The organism is Bacillus sp. B1-WWTP-T-0.5-Post-4 (assembly GCF_009183795.1).
Lineage (GTDB): Bacteria > Bacillota > Bacilli > Bacillales > Bacillaceae_G > Bacillus_A > Bacillus_A cereus.
In genome coordinates this window covers 829218-845749 of the sequence record NZ_WEIJ01000001.1, presented here as the reverse complement: position 1 = coordinate 845749, position 16532 = coordinate 829218, and the positions used below count along the sequence as shown (strand labels likewise).

Sequence of the window (16532 nt, the reverse complement as noted above, 5' to 3'; positions counted from 1 at the left end):
AGAAGAAGTGGAAGTAATTGCGGAAGCAAAAGAGCTAGAAGAAGTGGAAGTAATTGCGGAAGCAAAAGAGCTAGAAGAAGTGGAAGTAATTGCGGAAGCAAAAGAGCTAGAAGAAGTGGAAGTAATTGCGGAAGCAAAAGAGCTAGAAGAAGTGGAAGTAATTGCAGAAACGGAAGAGTCAGAAGAAGTGGAAGTAATTGCGGAAGCAAAAGAGCTAGAAGAAGTGGAAGTAATTGCAGAAACGGAAGAGTCAGGAGAAGTGGAAGTAATTGCGGAAGCAAAAGAGCTAGAAGAAGTGGAAGTAATTGCGGAAGCAGAAGAGTCAGAAGAAGCTGAAGTAATTGCAGAAACGGAAGAGTCAGAAGAAGTGGAAGTAATTGCGGAAGCAGAAGAAGTAGAAGTGATTGTAGAAACAGAAGAGTCAGAAGAAGTGGAAGTAATTGCAGAAACAGAAGAGTCAGAAGAAGTGGAAGTAATTGCGGAAGCGAAAGAGTCAGAAGAAGTGGAAGTAATTGCGGAAGCGAAAGAGTCAGAAGAAGTGGAAGTAATTGCAGAAACAGAAGAGTCAGAAGAAGTGGAAGTAATTGTGGAAGCGAAAGAGCTAGAAGAAGTGGAAGTAATTGCGGAAGCAGAAGAAACAGAAGTGATTGCAGAAACAAAAGCGCCTGTAGTAGAGACATTTGTAGCACTTGAGGAAATTCAGCAAGAAGATGAAGCAATTGAACAAAAGAGTGAATTCATACATGTTGCTGAGGCTGATGAACAAACGAAGAAAGATGTTCAAAGCTTTGCGAATGTTTTAATTGCAGAAACAGAGGAAAATAGACGAGTTGTAGAAGAAGCACAGGTCGCAGAAGAGCAACGAGTTGTAGAAGAAGCGCCAGTCGTAGAAGAGCAACGAGTTGTAGAAGAAACAACAATCGCAGAAGAGCAACCAGTTGTACAAAAAGAAGAACCAAAACGTGAGAAAAAGCGCCATGTACCATTTAATGTTGTTATGTTGAAACAAGATAGAACACGATTAATGGAAAGACATGCAGCTAGAGCAAATGCAATGCAGCCTTCTGCTAATGTACGAGTAGAGAATAAGCCAGTACAACAAGAGGTAGCGGAACCACAAGTGGAAGAACGCCCAGTGCAGCAAGTAGTAGCAGAACCACAAGTGGAAGAAAACCCAATGCAGCAGGTGGTAGTAGAACCACAAGTGGAAGAACGCCCAGTGCAGCAGGTGGTAGTAGAACCACAAGTGGAAGAGCGCCCAGTGCAGCAAGTAGTAGAACCACAAGTGGAAGAGCAACCAATGCAGCAAGTAGTGGTAGAGCAAGTACAAAAGCCAATTTCAAGTACGGAAGTACAAGAGAAAGCATATGTTGTAAATCAAAGAGAGAACGATATGCGAAATGTATTGCATACACCACTGACATATACTGTTCCACCATTAGCGCTGTTGTCGATTCCACAGCAATCAGCGTTAGATAATACAGAATGGTTAGAGGAGCAGAAAGAATTATTAGATACAACGTTTAATAATTTTCATGTTGGAGCACATGTTATTAATGTATCACAAGGTCCAGCAGTAACTCGTTTTGAAGTACAGCCAGACCCAGGTGTGAAAGTAAATAAAATTACAAATTTAAGTGATGATATTAAGTTAAGTTTAGCTGCGAAAGATATTCGTATTGAAGCGCCGATTCCAGGGAAGAGTGCAATTGGAATTGAAGTTCCAAATAAAGAAAGTAAGCCAGTATTTCTTCGCGAAATTTTAAGAAGTCCTGTATTCACAAAGAGTGAATCACCGCTTACTGTTGCGCTTGGACTTGATATTTCAGGGGATCCAATTGTAACGGATATTCGAAAAATGCCGCACGGACTTATTGCGGGTGCAACGGGTTCAGGTAAAAGTGTGTGTATTAACGCCATTTTAACGAGTATTTTATATAAAGCGAAACCACATGAAGTGAAGTTAATGTTAATTGATCCGAAGATGGTTGAGCTTGCACCATACAATTCTGTTCCGCATCTTGTAGCACCTGTTATTACGGATGTAAAAGCAGCGACAGCTGCATTAAAATGGGCAGTTGAGGAAATGGAACGCCGTTATGAATTGTTTGCGCATGCTGGTGCTCGTGATTTAACTCGCTACAATACGATTGTAAGTGAGCGAGAAATTCCAGGAGAGACATTACCTTATATCGTTATTGTCATTGACGAGTTAGCCGATTTAATGATGGTAGCACCTGGTGATGTTGAGGAAGCGATTTGTCGTATTGCGCAAAAAGCACGTGCTTGTGGTATTCATTTATTAGTAGCGACGCAGCGTCCATCTGTAGATGTTATTACAGGTTTAATTAAGTCAAACATTCCAACGCGTATTGCGTTTACTGTATCATCTCAAGTTGATTCGCGTACGATTATTGATATTGGGGGCGCGGAGAAATTACTTGGCCGTGGTGATATGTTATTCTTAGGGAACGGTACATCTAAACCAGTTCGTGTACAAGGTGTATATGTATCGGATGATGAGATTGAAAAAACAGTTGATCATGTGAAAAAGCAAATGAAGCCGAATTACTTATTTAAGCAAGAGGATTTATTAGCGAAAACAGAACAAGCTGAGTCGGAAGACGAATTGTTCCTTGATGCATGTCAATTTGTTGTAGAACAAGGGGGAGCGTCCACATCTTCTGTACAGCGAAAATTCCGCATCGGTTATAATCGCGCGGCACGTCTCATTGAAGAGATGGAATCGCAAGGAATTATTTCTGAAGGTAGAGGAACGAAACCGAGAGATGTCCTTATTTCTGAGGATGAATTTGCCGCTATGCAGGAAACAAATGTATAGTAAACGGTTTTGCTGTATACTAAGAGAAAATGTTGGATAGTAAAGTAGGGAGTAAAGCGACATGAAAGAAATTGAATTAAAATTAAAAGGTGAAATAAATAGACTAACAAATAAAACATTTAAATTTGACGAACGTGTTGGAGAAGGTTGGTTCTCTGCCGTTTACTTTTTAAAGACTAGAGAAATCATCGAAGAATTTCGCCCGAAAAGTGTTGTAACGATGCAATTTTTCCAAAAGGAAAATGCAGTTCTTTGCGGAACGGATGAAGTAATTGCATTGCTACAAACATTCGCTAAAAATCCTGAGGAACTTGAGATTAACTCTTTAAAAGATGGCGATAAAATTAGTCCATTTGAAACAGTGTTAACAATTCATGGTCCTTATGAAAATTTCGGATTTTTAGAAGGTGTCATTGATGGGATTTTAGCTCGTCGTACATCGGTTGCGACAAACGTATATAACGTTGTCCAAGCTGCGCGTAGCGTAGATAAAGAAAAACCAGTTATTTTCATGGGAGACCGTGATGATCATTATACACAACAAGCTGGTGACGGTTATGCAGCATACATCGGAGGTATGAGCGCACAAGCGACGCATGCGATGAATGAATGGTGGGGCAAAAGTGGTATGGGGACGATGCCTCACGCATTAATTCAAATGTTTAATGGTGATGTTGTGGAAGCGGCAAAAGCATATCATAAGAAATTCCCAGAAGATGAATTAGTTGTATTAATTGATTACAACAATGATGTCATTACAGATGCACTTCGCGTAGCGCGTGAATTTGGATCAACATTAAAGGGTGTACGTGTAGATACGTCCCGCACGATGATTGATCAATACTTTATTCGCCACCCAGAAGTACTTGGAACATTCGATCCACGTGGTGTAAACCCATCGCTTGTATTCGCACTTCGTAAAGCACTTGATGAAGAAGGATTCCAGCATGTAGACATCGTTGTAACTGGTGGATTTGATGAGAAGCGTATTCGTGAATTTGAAGCTCAAAACGTACCTGTTGACATATACGGGGTAGGAAGTAGCTTATTAAAAATGAATATTGGCTTTACTGGTGATAATGTAGAACTAAATGGGAAACCAGAAGCAAAAGCTGGTCGTAAATATCGTCCAAACCCACGTTTAGAGCGTGTTCAATTAGAAAAAAGAGAAGAGATGTAAAAGAGAGAAAAACTGATAGGTGATTGACCCTATCAGTTTTTCTGTTATCATAGTATAGCGGCTTCTTTTTTGCTATAATGGACTTATTATGGACATATAAAGAAGTACGTACGAGTTTATCCTGATAAGTGAAGGGAAAGAATAACTTCACTACATCAAAAATGTATGATGATTACCAAAATAAGAAAAGATTCATATACTGTCTTATAGATAGGCCGTTGTATTAGTTCGAAATGTTGGAGGTTCTTTAAGATGACAGTTTACCATTTTGTAGGAATTAAAGGAACAGGAATGAGTTCATTAGCGCAAATTCTTCATGATATGAAGCATACTGTTCAAGGGTCTGATTATGAAAAGCGTTTCTTTACACAAACAGCGTTGGAAAAGCGTAGTATCTCGATCCTTCCTTTTGATAAGAATAATGTAGAAGAAGGACAAGTGATTATTGCAGGAAATGCATTTCCTGATACGCATGAAGAAATCGTAGCAGCAAAAGAATTAAACATCCCAGTCCATCGTTACCATCATTTCTTAGGTGACCTGATGAGCCAATACACAAGTGTTGCTGTAACTGGTGCACACGGAAAAACATCAACAACAGGTTTGTTAGCCCATGTAATGCAAGGTGCACACCCAACATCTTACCTTATTGGAGATGGAACAGGGCATGGGGTAGAAAATAGTAAGTATTTTGTATTTGAAGCTTGTGAGTATCGTCGTCATTTCTTGTCTTATAATCCAGACTATGCAATTATGACGAATATTGATTTTGATCATCCAGATTATTTTGCAGACATCAATGATGTATTCAGTGCATTCCAAGAGATGGCATTGCAAGTGAAAAAAGGCATTATTGCATGTGGAGATGATGAAGAACTTCAAAAAATTCAAGCGAAAGTACCTGTTATTTTCTATGGATTTGGAGAAGATAATGATTTCCAAGCACGCAACATTCAAAAGAGAACAGATGGTACAATATTTGATGTATTCGTTCGTAACACGTACTATGATACGTTCAAAATTACAGGATACGGCAATCACAGCGTATTAAATGCGTTAGCAGTAATCGCGCTTTGCCATTATGAAAATGTTGATGTAGAAGCAGTAAAACATCAATTAACAACTTTTGAAGGCGTAAAACGTCGCTTTAATGAAAAGCCGATGGGAGAGCAAGTAATCATCGATGACTACGCACACCATCCGACAGAGATTAATGCAACGATTGAAGCTGCTCGTCAAAAACATCCAGAGCGTGAAATTGTCGCTGTATTCCAGCCACATACATTCTCACGTACAGAAAAGTTCTTAGATGAGTTCGCAGAAAGCCTAAGCAAGGCTGACCAAGTATACTTATGTGATATTTTCGGATCAGCACGTGAAAACAAAGGTGAATTAACAATCGAAGATCTGCAAAAGCGTATTGACGGTGCAGAATTAATTACAGATACAACAACGGATGTATTAAAGAAACATAAAAACGGCGTTCTAATTTTCATGGGCGCAGGTGACATCCAAAAATTCGAAGCGGCTTACGTAAAAGAAGTTCAAGTTGCAGAGAAATAATAGAAAAGACGCATAGCTTGGCTGTGCGTCTTTTTTATGTTGTCGTGGTTGTGCATTAATGTTGAAAAGTCGATATATATGGAGTTGTGTTCGATATATTTCAAAAATCGTTGATATATTGGTACGCGTTTTGAAATATAAATGTTAGAATAATAAGAAAACTAAAAAGGGGACTAAAAAACATGTTCACACTCCGAGTAGATGACGAAATCGAACTACAATTACTAGAAAAACATCATAAAGAGGAATTATATCAATTATTAGATCAAAACCGTAATCATTTACGAAAATGGCTCCCTTGGGTAGATGGGACAAAATCTGCTGATGCTTATGATGAAATTTTTCCGATGTGGTTAAAGAAGTTTGCAGAGGGAGACGGTTTTGAAAGTGGTATACGTTACAAAGGAAAGCTCGTTGGGATGGTAGGCATTCATCCAGTGAGTTGGGGGAAGAAAGCGACGAGTCTTGGGTATTATCTTGCAGAAGATGCTGGCGGGAAAGGTATTATGACGCGTAGCGTAAAGGCTGTACTTCACTATGCATTTGAAAATTTAAAGCTGAATAAAATTGAAATTCGGTGCGGTGTTGGAAATGCGAAAAGCCGAGCAATTCCAGAACGTTTAGGATTTAAGTTAGATGGTATTTTACGAGATGAAGAATGGCTATATGATCATTTTCATGATATCGCTGTATATAGTTTACTAGCTTCAGAATGGAAAGAGATTCGATGAACGAGAAGATTCGTATTGTTCCATATGAAGGTACGTTTCAAGAGGAAGTAGTAGATCTTATCGTTCATATTCAGCAAAAAGAGTATAATGTTTCAATTACGAAAGAAGAGCAACCTGATTTACTTGAAATAGAAACATTCTATCAAAAGGGTCACGGAAACTTTTGGGTAGCAATTTATGATGGTAAAGTAGTTGGAACAGTAGCTTTATTAGATATTGAGAATCATCAAGTAGCGCTAAGAAAAATGTTCGTACAAAAAGAGTTTCGCGGAAAAGAATGGGGCGCATCACATATGTTGCTTCAAACAGCAATTTCATGGGCTGAGGATAAAAAATTGAAAGATATTTACTTAGGAACAACAGTAAAATTTTTAGCGGCACATCGTTTTTATGAAAAGAATGGTTTTCAAAGTGTGAGTATAGACGAGTTGCCGAAAAACTTTCCGGTGCTACAGGTAGATAAGAAATTTTATAGGTACATTGTGTAAAAGGTCATTTAGAAATGGCCTTTTTCTATGAACCAAAATGGAAATAGTGGTATAATTTGGATTAGGGGGTGTAGGTATGAACTTTCCAATTCAAAGAAGTAAGTCAGTAGTCATTTTCTTTTGTCTTACGTTAGTTTTTATGTTTATATATCCAATTGTCATGCTTTTCACTAATAAAGCGCATTGGATGTCAGCGTTGATCGGGATGGGTTTATGCTTCATTGTAAATGTACCACTCGTTTGGGAAGTATTTATTAAAAAACATAAAGTAGAAAATGGCGTATTAAAGTACGGTATTTTAAATGATGATATTGTATTAAAAGATGTGAGAATTATACGTCAGGTCGGAAAGTCTCTTGAAATTACGACGAATGCATATAAAGTACATATGGTTGCGATGCCGCAAAATATGGATGAATTCTTGGCGCTTATAGAGAAAGAAAATCCACATGTGAAAATAGAAATGGCAGGTAAGAAATGAAATATATAAAACCTTTTTTTGCTTGGAAATTATGCTGGTGTTTGCTATCTGCACTAGGGTAAATATGAAATGGAACCTGCCTTTATATGTACCCATATTAATAGGTACTATCGCAGTGGCACTTTTATATTATTTTCATTTTCAGCAAACAAAAAGTAAGAACAGTAGCTCGATATAGAGTGAGGATAATAAAAAAACGCTCGGCGAAAATTCCGAGCGTTTTTCATTATTTTAAGTTCTCTGGGTTTAAAGCTTCTAATTCAGGTACAACGAAGCGCCCGTCTTTACGGATTAGTACGTCGTCAAAGTAAATTTCGCCGCCGCCGTATTCAGGGCGTTGGATACATACTAAATCCCAGTGGATGTTCGAGTTGTTACCGTTCCATGCATCGTCGTAAGCTTGTCCAGGAGTGAAGTGGAAGCTGCCATCGATTTTTTCATCGAATAGGATGTCTCCCATTGGATGTAAGATGTATGGGTTTACGCCGATTGCGAACTCACCAACGTAGCGTGCGCCTTCGTCTGTATCGAAGATTTTGTTAATGCGTTCTGAATCGTTTGCAGTTGCTTCAACGATTTGGCCGTTCTCGAACTTAAGTTGTACATTTTCAAATGTATAACCGTTGTAAGGAGATGGTGTGTTGTAAGAAACTGTACCGTTAACAGAATCACGAACTGGTGCAGAGTATACTTCACCGTCTGGAATGTTTAAATGACCTGAGCATTTAATTGCTGGAATGTCTTTAATAGAGAATGTTAAGTCAGTTCCAGGACCAGTTAAACGAACTTTATCTGTTTTATTCATTAATGTAACAAGGCTGTCCATCGCCTTATCCATTTTACCGTAGTCTAAGTTACATACTTCAAAGTAGAAGTCTTCGAAAGCTTCTGTACTCATTTTAGCAAGCTGTGCCATAGAAGCATTTGGGTAGCGAAGAACAACCCAGCGTGTTTTTGGAACGCGAATGTCTCTATGAACTTTTTTACCAACTGTTTGGCCATGAACTTTCATACGCTCACTTGGAACGTCAGCTTGTTCATTAATATTATCGCCAGAGCGAAGGCCGATATAAGCGTCCATGTCTTTCATTACGCTTGCTTCATATGCAGCGATTTGTTCGAAATGTTCTTCAGTAGCACCCATTAATAAAGAGCGATCTACTTGATGATCTTTTAAAGAGACGAATGGGAAACCACCAGCTGCATATGCTTCTTTTACAAGTGCAGTTACAAGTTCTTTTTGTAAGCCAAAGTTTTCAATTAATACTTTTTCACCTTTTTGTAAGCGGATAGAGTAGTTAATTAAATTGTATGCTAACTTTTCAATACGTGGATCTTTCATATGTAAAGCCTCCCTACTAATTATGTATCCTCTCCTATTGTAACCTACTTAGTGGAATTTGTTGAATGATTTATGTTACAGTTAACGAATAAGTATGAAAATTCTAATGATGAGATAGGGATTAGAATGAAACGGAAAATGATTGTATAATAGGGGAAAGTATGAAAAAGATAAAGGAAGTGATGAAATGCAAGTTCTTTTATATGTAAGTGCGGCTATTATCGCGGTTGCTTTCGCAGTATTAGTAGTGTATGTATGCAGAACGTTGTTATCGGTTCAGAAGACGTTAGAAAACGTTGCAAGCACGTTAGAAGGTTTAGAAAAACAAATGCAAGGAATTAGCGTAGAGACAGAGCAATTATTACATAAAACGAATGCGTTAGCTGATGATATTCAACAGAAGTCACAGTCATTAAATAAAGTGGTAGCGGGTGTAGATGGGATTGGAACGACAATCCAATCTTTAAATACGAAGCTTCGTAATGTATCAGACTCTGTAACGGACGAAATTGAAAATAACGCTGATAAAGTAGCGCAAGTTGTACAGTGGAGCAGTGCGGCGATTGAAGTATACAATCATTACCGTGCGTCGAGACAAGAGAAGAAGGTTGAAAAAGAAGAGCGTAAATTAGAAAGAATTGAGAAAAAAGCTGAAAAGAAAGAGAAACGCTCTAGATTTCGTATGAGAGGTGAATCGTGATGAATATGACAAAACTTGAAACAATTGAAGAGCTTGAAGTCTTAGTAGAAAAGAACGAGCCGTATGTTCTTTTTAAACACAGTACGACATGCCCAATTAGTCACGGTGCATACACAGAATTTCAAGCGTATTGCAGCGAAGAAAGAGAAGTACCAGCGTATTACTTATACGTACAAGATGCGAGAGATGTGTCAAATCGTGTTGCAGAACAATACAGTATTAGACATGAATCACCGCAAGTGTTATACATAAAAGATGGGATGGTAGTATGGAATACATCTCATTGGAATATTAAAAAAGATGCTTTAGAAGAGAATATAAAGTAAAAAGAAGCAAGCTAAAGGTGCTTGCTTCTTTTTTTTTGTTTTTGTTGAAATATATTTAGTGGTACACTATTAATAGTTCAAACTAAATAACTAGATTGTTGAAAGTAGGTTTTAAGTAATGAAGAAAATGGCATTATCCTTCGCAGTCGTAAGTTTATTACTGGGAGCTTGTAGTAACAATAGTAATACGATTAGTAAGAAGGATGAAGTTATACAAAAAGATACAAAAGAAAAAAGTATGATTCCGAGAACTGCTGTTTCTAAAGATTATTATAGAACTGTTATTCCTTTAAAAGAACAAAAGGTTATTAATACAGCTAATATAAAAACAAATTCTAAATTAGATTTAGCAGAGTATGAAAATGGTTTAATAAATATTGCAACGCAGCAATTTGATACAGAGAGTCACGTACTGCAATTAAACCAGTATATTCCAGAGAAACTAATTGATGAACTAGTTGCGAAAGTAGAAGCGCCAGTTTTGACGAATATTATAGAACAAGACTATTTCGGAAAACAGAATTCAAATGAATTAAGTTTATCTGGTGTTATGATTGGCTTAGCTATGTCTTCAAGTGTATCGAATGAAGAGGCTATGTCTAAAGGGACTGAAGTTGCTAAACAACTTATTGAAGCTATTAACAAAAATGATAAATATAACAAATCTCCAATTACGTTTGCTATCTTTAAGCAAGAAAGTACAAGTTCTTTAAAAAATGGTACGTATATTGCTAGTGCTACTGTTCAAAAGAATGATACGAACCTTGGAAATTGGAGTACGATCGATGAAAAGTCGTATTCATATCCTTCTGATGAATTTACACAAGCACATGGAGAAGATAATACAAAAATAAATAACTTTGCTAAGGAAATAAAAGGTTTTTCTAATGGAGATTTTATTCCAGTCAACGCTAAAGTTTCTTATAAGAAAGATCAAATGGATACATTAAATATGAATATTGTTATTAAATATAACGGTAAAACAGAATTAATGGCTCTTACCCAATTGGCTGCTCAAGGCATGTTAGACAAATTGCCTAAAGATGCGAAAGTACAATTACAGATCAAGTCTGAGAGTAAAATTGAGGCCGTTATTATAAAAGAGAAAAACAGTGATAAACCGTTTGTTTCCTTCTTGTAAAAAAAGACAGTATATAAACTGTCTTTTTTTTATTTTAAATGAAAATATATAATGTTTTTTGATAGTAATTCCTTGCTGTATATCGTGTGACAATCGTATATGTATCAGCTATAATAAATTATCTTAAAAAAGTAACATATAGGAATTTGAAAGAGGTGGCTTTCTTATGGCATCACAACAATTAGGTCGTTTACGTTCTGAAATTGATCAACTTAATTTACAAATATTAGAGTTACTAAACAAAAGAGGTCGTCTCGTACAAGAAGTTGGTAATTTAAAAGAAGTACAAGGTGTGAAACGTTTTGATCCTGTACGTGAAAGAAATATGCTGGATTTAATTGCAGAGAATAATAATGGTCCATTTGAAACTTCGACTTTACAACATATTTTCAAACAAATTTTTCAAGCTGGTTTAGAATTACAAGAAGACGATCATCGTAAAGCATTACTTGTTTCTCGTAAGAAAAAAACAGAAGATACGATTGTTGAAATTAATGGTGAAAAAATTGGTGACGGAAATCAGCATTTTATTATGGGACCGTGTGCAGTGGAAAGTTATGAACAAGTACGTCAAGTTGCTGAAGCAATGAAAGGGCAAGGTCTGAAATTAATGCGTGGTGGTGCGTTCAAACCACGTACTTCACCGTATGATTTTCAAGGTCTTGGATTAGAGGGATTACAAATTTTGCGCCAGGTAGCAGATGAATATGATTTGGCTGTTATTAGTGAAATTTTAAATCCGAATGATATTGAGATGTCATTAGATTACGTTGATGTTATTCAAATTGGCGCTCGCAATATGCAAAACTTTGATTTGCTAAGGGCAGCTGGTGCTGTAAATAAACCAGTATTATTAAAACGTGGTCTATCAGCAACGATTGAAGAATTCATTAATGCGGCAGAATATATTATGGCAAAGGGAAATGGGAACATTATTTTATGTGAACGAGGTATTCGCACGTATGAAAGAGCGACGCGTAATACGCTTGATATTTCCGCTGTGCCGATTTTAAAGAAAGAAACACATTTACCTGTCGTTGTCGATGTAACGCATTCTACAGGGCGACGTGACCTTCTCTTACCAACTGCAAAAGCAGCGATGGCAATTGGTGCAGACGCAATTATGGCTGAAGTACATCCAGATCCAGCTGTAGCTTTATCTGATGCAGCGCAACAAATGAATATACCGCAGTTCAATGATTTTATGAATGAATTAAAATCATTTGGAAGTAAATTATAAAAACTTTTAATGAGCTGTTCCAAAAAGGCATTTTGGAACAGCTTTCTCCTATTGTATAGCGACTGTCATTGTCGATTTTTGTTGGTAAGTTGATATATTTAAAAAATCGCTGATATAATTAGAGTTGCGGTCGATATATTTGGAAAATCGCTGATATATTTCGAGTTACAGTCGATATATTCGAAAAATCGCCGATATAAATTTCATTTACTATCGTACTGCTTAAAATAAGATTTCTACTAAGGAAACATCTATTTTTTACAAAAAATGCCCTTTTTTCATAAAAAATACGAAAATACGAGAAAAGAAGCGAATTTTTTCGAAACTTTTGCGGGAAAATATTGTATGAGCCTGCGTTTTTATCGTATCATTAGTAAAAGGAAGAACTCGGGACGATTGGTGGCATCTGCAAATAGAGTTGATGTCTTTTTTTCATTCAAGTAACCGATACATAAAAATAGATAACAAAAATAGAAGGAGTGTGCAATGAGATGAACGTAACAATATATGATGTAGCGCGTGAAGCGAACGTTTCAATGGCTACCGTATCACGCGTTGTGAACGGTAACCCAAATGTAAAGCCTACAACAAGAAAGAAAGTATTAGAAGCAATTGATCGTTTAGGATACCGCCCAAATGCGGTAGCACGTGGACTAGCAAGTAAGAAGACAACTACAGTAGGTGTTATTATTCCTGATATCTCAAATACGTTTTATGCAGAACTAGCTCGTGGAATTGAAGATATCGCAACAATGTACAAATATAACATCATTTTAAGTAACTCTGACCAAAATAAAGAGAAAGAGTTCCATTTATTAAATACGATGCTTGGAAAACAAGTGGACGGAATTGTTTTCATGGGTGAAGATATTACAGACATTCACATTGAAGAATTTAAAAAATCTCCAGTACCAATTGTATTAGCAGCATCATTTGATGAGCAAAATGAAACGCCATCAGTAAATATTGATTATACACAAGCAGCTTATGATGCAATGAAGCACTTTATCGAGCAAGGACATAAACGTATCGGTTTCGTCTCTGGTCCTTTCATTGATAAAGCGGGAAGCGCGAAGAAGTTACAAGGTTACAAAAAAGCTTTAGAAGAAGCAGGTATTTCATATGATGAAAATCTTGTAATCGATGGAGATTACACATATGACTCAGGTATCGAAGCATTCGAAAAGCTTTGGAGCAATGATGAAAAGCCAACAGCAATCTTCGTATCTTCTGATGAAATGGCACTAGGTGTAATCCATGCAGCACAAGACGCTGGATTAAACGTACCAACTGACGTAGAAGTACTTGGTTTCGATAATACACGCCTTGCATTAATGGTTCGTCCGCAGCTTTCAACAGTTGTTCAACCGATGTATGATATCGGTGCAGTAGCAATGCGTCTATTAACAAAGTATATGAACAAAGAAAAAGTGGAAGATCACACTGTTATCTTACCTCACCGTATCCAATTTAGAGATTCAACGAAGTAAGTATAAAAAAGCTCACAGCGATTGCTGTGAGCTTTTATTCGTATTCAGGATAGTATTTTTGTACGACTGCATTTACCATTTCGTCTTTCTTAACGTGTAAAAATCTTGCATACAATTCTTTTCCGGTTTCAAATGGGGTATCGTCTAATTCAAACACATGCAATAGTTTTCGAAACGTCCATGTTATTTGCTGGCCGTACTTATTATCGTACGTATGCTCAGACTGTATAGCGATTTGTTCACCTAGTGCATGAGCTTCTTCCAAACTGTTTGCTTTAACAAGAATAATACTTTCTTCAAAAAGTGTATCGTGATTCTCTTCATAATGCTCATCAATTTTCGTAGAATCAGGCTCATCAGAATGAACGGACTCAAATAATAATTTTACAGCGTACATATTATGCAGCATGTTTCACTTTATAAATAATACTTGCGACAAGCGAAGCAGGTATTGTAAATACGTTACTTTGATAATGGTAATGTACTTGGGATTCTTCATAAGACATGTTGTCATATAGTTCGTTTTGTGAGACACTCATTTTTTTCTGTTTTTCTTTGAGCATTTTAATGTAGTTGTACTGTATTGGGACGAGAATGATGAAATAAGCTAATACAATTAGTGAAATCCAAATCATTATGAACACTCCCTTACAAAGAATATTTCTATATAACAATTATATCAATAAAAAGAAAAAATAACCATTTTTTTATTGGAGCTAATTTTCTTCTAGAAATGCGAACAGTTCCTTTTGGTTTTTTTAATTATGATCAATACATGTTCGAGCAACATATTTCAATCCTTGTAATAATGCATCTACGTGAAAAGTATCATAATGAATTGTATTTCCCTCTACCATCGTTTCGTCTTTTTGCAAGTTAATTGATATTTTTAATACAGTTATATTACTTTGTAAATTTACAACTTCGATGTAAAAAAACTGTTTGTCTAAGTCAATCGTAACATAATCGAATCGTTCGGATAGCTCTAATTTACATGTAGTAGTATATTCCAAATGAAAGCCTCCTTATTGTATAAGTGTATGTTATAATGCCTTCGCTATAGATGGGACTATTCCTTGTTATATGTCACATAAGTGCAAATTTAACTATTATAGGGCAATGTCATGTATAATAGAAAGAAAAGGCTTGTGAGGGGGGAAAAGAGATGATCGTTCTTTGGATAATTACGCTTTGTATGACTGCTATTTTTGCATATATGACGTTAAAACAAAATGGTTTAAAGCGATTTGTTCCAGGAAGTATTCTTGCAGGAATTGCCCTTATCACGTATGTAATTTCTATTTTTATTGAAAGTGTATCAGTAGATATGAGCACAAGTTTAATGTTTATTGGTATTACACTATTTGCAGGTAGCATTATGGTACTTATGGTTGCTGGTATTATTTTATTTATTCATATGAATTCGGAAACGTTATAGCATATAGAAAAGGCATGTCCCAAGGGGACATGCCTTTTTATCCGTTCAATTATGCTCTATCTTTAGAAGAGTTTTGCTGTTTTAGTAAATCACGAATTTCGCCAAGAAGTTCTTCTTCTTTTGTTGGCTCTGGAATTTCTTCCTCTTTTTCTTCTTCTTTTTTAGATGTTAGTTTGTTGAAAACTTTAACAAACATAAAGATAGAAGCTGCGATAATTAAGAAGTCAAAAATTGTTTGGATGAAGTTACCATACATAACAGCAGATTTACCGTATCCAAAGTGTAAACTTGTAAAGTCAACGCCACCTAATACCATACCAAGTAATGGTGTGATGATATCTTTTACTAAAGAACTAACGATTTTACCGAATGCAGCACCGATTACAACCCCGACAGCTAAATCAACGACATTCCCTTTGAAAGCGAATTTTTTAAACTCGTTCCACATGTGTTAATCTCATCCTTTCCACGATTCATTATGAAATTTATAATTCCTATCAACATATTCTATAGAAATTTACGAGAGAAATAAAGAGGGAATGGGAATGAAAGTAAATTCTGAAAAATGTATCCGTTTTAATTTTTGTTTACATCATCTAGTAAAGATTGTAGCATTTGCTGCGTTTTTAATCCTTCTAATCCATCTACAACAGGCTTTGTATCGCCTTGTACACACTCAATAAAATGATGAACAGCATCTTCAAAACCACGTTGTTTTAACGTCGTATCCCATGATGGGGAACCACTTTGTGAAACTGAGTTTTCCTGTTCAATTTCAAATGTATTCATATTTCTTACGCGAATGATTTTCCCTGGCATTACAAGTTCAATTTGTTCTAAATTTGTACCGGCATGGCGATGCATTGCAGTAGAAAGTAACAGTCCACTTGGAGTTGTATATGTATGATGTCCGTAAAGAAGTTCATTCTTTTCATTGATTTGCATCATATTGTGAACGACGTTAAGGTCATCATTAGCTAACCAGCGAGCAGTATCTACAATGTGTAAATAATCATCTAACATAGTAAAGTCGTACGTATATGGCCCGACTTTATTTGTGCGATGCTTTTCAATTCGAATCCATGAAATATCATTAGCCTGTTCTTTGGCAGCAACATACATAGGAACGAATCTGCGATTAAATCCGACCATTAATTTTCGGTTATACTTCTCGCTTAACTCGACTAGTTGCTCAGCTTGTTCCACTGTAGCTGCTAGCGGTTTATCAACATAAACGTCGATCCCTTTTTTTAGAAGTTCAGAAACGATTTCATAATGCGATGCAGTTGAACTATGAACGAAGATTGCATCGCATTCCGAAGCTAACATTTCAATAGAATGAAAGTCTTGAATTCGGTATTGCTGGCAAACTTGTTTTCTTTTCTCTGCGTTAGGTGTAAACGCCCCTACAAAATTCCAATCAGTTTCTTTTGTAAGTGTTGGAAGATAGGCCTTTTGCGCAATACTTCCAAGTCCAATCATCCCAATTTTAGGTTTGTTCATTTTATTCCCACCCTATTAATATTAATGTAACGGCTTAAATGTAGCATAGGGTGGGGGAGGAAGGCAA

18 protein-coding genes and 1 pseudogene are annotated in these 16532 nt (G+C 36.4%); 13 read left to right on the top strand and 6 right to left on the bottom strand.

Annotated elements, in window-relative coordinates:
- The 7 genes and pseudogenes from GBN91_RS04540 to GBN91_RS29530 all read left to right on the top strand — a co-directional run.
- The coding region (locus GBN91_RS04540; protein ID WP_226800134.1) for a DNA translocase FtsK at positions 1-2842 on the top strand (2842 nt) is incomplete at its 5' end.
- A gap of 61 nt (positions 2843-2903) precedes the next feature.
- Positions 2904-4022 (top strand): nicotinate phosphoribosyltransferase, encoded by a 1119-nt coding sequence (locus GBN91_RS04535; RefSeq protein ID WP_000658370.1) that lies wholly within the window; start codon positions 2904-2906, stop codon positions 4020-4022.
- 252 nt (positions 4023-4274) lie between these two features.
- Positions 4275-5585, top strand: a complete 1311-nt coding sequence (gene murC, locus GBN91_RS04530; RefSeq protein ID WP_000219468.1) for a UDP-N-acetylmuramate--L-alanine ligase — start codon at positions 4275-4277, stop codon at positions 5583-5585.
- A 182-nt stretch (positions 5586-5767) separates the two neighbouring features.
- Positions 5768-6316 carry a GNAT family N-acetyltransferase gene (locus tag GBN91_RS04525; RefSeq protein WP_000494681.1) on the top strand — a complete coding sequence of 183 codons (549 nt, stop codon included), beginning with the start codon at positions 5768-5770 and terminating at the stop codon, positions 6314-6316.
- Entirely contained in the window at positions 6313-6804 is a 492-nt protein-coding gene (locus GBN91_RS04520; RefSeq protein ID WP_001003158.1) for a GNAT family N-acetyltransferase, read from the top strand. Before GBN91_RS04525 ends, GBN91_RS04520 begins: the two co-directional genes overlap by 4 nt.
- Positions 6805-6880: 76 nt before the next feature.
- Entirely contained in the window at positions 6881-7285 is a 405-nt protein-coding gene (locus GBN91_RS04515; protein WP_006926864.1) for a PH domain-containing protein, read from the top strand.
- Positions 7282-7463, top strand: a pseudogene (locus GBN91_RS29530) (hypothetical protein). Before GBN91_RS04515 ends, GBN91_RS29530 begins: the two are co-directional and overlap by 4 nt.
- 48 nt (positions 7464-7511) lie before the next feature.
- Here GBN91_RS29530 and GBN91_RS04510 read toward each other — a convergent pair.
- Positions 7512-8627, bottom strand: a complete 1116-nt coding sequence (locus GBN91_RS04510) for an aminopeptidase (protein ID WP_000654729.1) — start codon at positions 8625-8627, stop codon at positions 7512-7514.
- A gap of 187 nt (positions 8628-8814) precedes the next feature.
- Between GBN91_RS04510 and GBN91_RS04505 the strand changes: the two genes are divergently transcribed.
- From GBN91_RS04505 to ccpA, 5 genes are all read left to right on the top strand, one after another.
- Positions 8815-9327: a DUF948 domain-containing protein gene (locus tag GBN91_RS04505; protein WP_001197720.1), complete on the top strand. Its 513-nt coding sequence runs from the start codon at positions 8815-8817 to the stop codon at positions 9325-9327.
- Positions 9327-9653 (top strand): bacillithiol system redox-active protein YtxJ, encoded by a 327-nt coding sequence (gene ytxJ / locus GBN91_RS04500; protein WP_001057469.1) that lies wholly within the window; start codon positions 9327-9329, stop codon positions 9651-9653. Before GBN91_RS04505 ends, ytxJ begins: the two co-directional genes overlap by 1 nt.
- 118 nt (positions 9654-9771) lie before the next feature.
- Complete coding sequence (locus GBN91_RS04495) at positions 9772-10794, top strand: CamS family sex pheromone protein (protein WP_000738025.1); 1023 nt, start codon at positions 9772-9774, stop codon at positions 10792-10794.
- Between the two features lie 166 nt (positions 10795-10960).
- Positions 10961-12034, top strand: coding sequence for a bifunctional 3-deoxy-7-phosphoheptulonate synthase/chorismate mutase (locus GBN91_RS04490; protein ID WP_000168214.1), 1074 nt, complete (start codon positions 10961-10963; stop codon positions 12032-12034).
- Positions 12035-12525: 491 nt separating this feature from the next.
- The gene (ccpA, locus tag GBN91_RS04485) at positions 12526-13524 is read left to right on the top strand and encodes a catabolite control protein A (RefSeq protein WP_001103297.1); all 999 of its coding nucleotides are present in this window, start codon (positions 12526-12528) and stop codon (positions 13522-13524) included.
- A 34-nt stretch (positions 13525-13558) separates the two neighbouring features.
- Here ccpA and GBN91_RS04480 read toward each other — a convergent pair whose 3' ends face one another.
- The 3 genes from GBN91_RS04480 to dhp61 form a co-directional block, all read right to left on the bottom strand.
- A complete protein-coding gene (locus GBN91_RS04480) occupies positions 13559-13921 on the bottom strand; it encodes a DUF4288 domain-containing protein (RefSeq protein ID WP_002024884.1) in 363 nt (120 codons plus the stop codon).
- 1 nt (position 13922) lies between these two features.
- On the bottom strand, positions 13923-14159 hold the full coding sequence (locus GBN91_RS04475) for a DUF3949 domain-containing protein (RefSeq protein WP_000637902.1): 237 nt from the start codon (positions 14157-14159) through the stop codon (positions 13923-13925).
- 123 nt (positions 14160-14282) lie between these two features.
- On the bottom strand, positions 14283-14537 hold the full coding sequence (dhp61, locus tag GBN91_RS04470) for a protein Dhp61 (RefSeq protein WP_152121274.1): 255 nt from the start codon (positions 14535-14537) through the stop codon (positions 14283-14285).
- 152 nt (positions 14538-14689) lie between these two features.
- Between dhp61 and GBN91_RS04465 the strand changes: the two genes are divergently transcribed.
- Complete coding sequence (locus GBN91_RS04465) at positions 14690-14962, top strand: DUF3917 domain-containing protein (RefSeq protein ID WP_000636589.1); 273 nt, start codon at positions 14690-14692, stop codon at positions 14960-14962.
- A 49-nt stretch (positions 14963-15011) separates the two neighbouring features.
- Here GBN91_RS04465 and mscL read toward each other — a convergent pair whose 3' ends face one another.
- Positions 15012-15410 (bottom strand): large conductance mechanosensitive channel protein MscL, encoded by a 399-nt coding sequence (gene mscL, locus GBN91_RS04460; RefSeq protein WP_000267011.1) that lies wholly within the window; start codon positions 15408-15410, stop codon positions 15012-15014.
- Between the two features lie 128 nt (positions 15411-15538).
- Positions 15539-16465: a Gfo/Idh/MocA family protein gene (locus GBN91_RS04455; RefSeq protein ID WP_006926854.1), complete on the bottom strand. Its 927-nt coding sequence runs from the start codon at positions 16463-16465 to the stop codon at positions 15539-15541.
- Positions 16466-16532 lie beyond the last annotated feature (67 nt).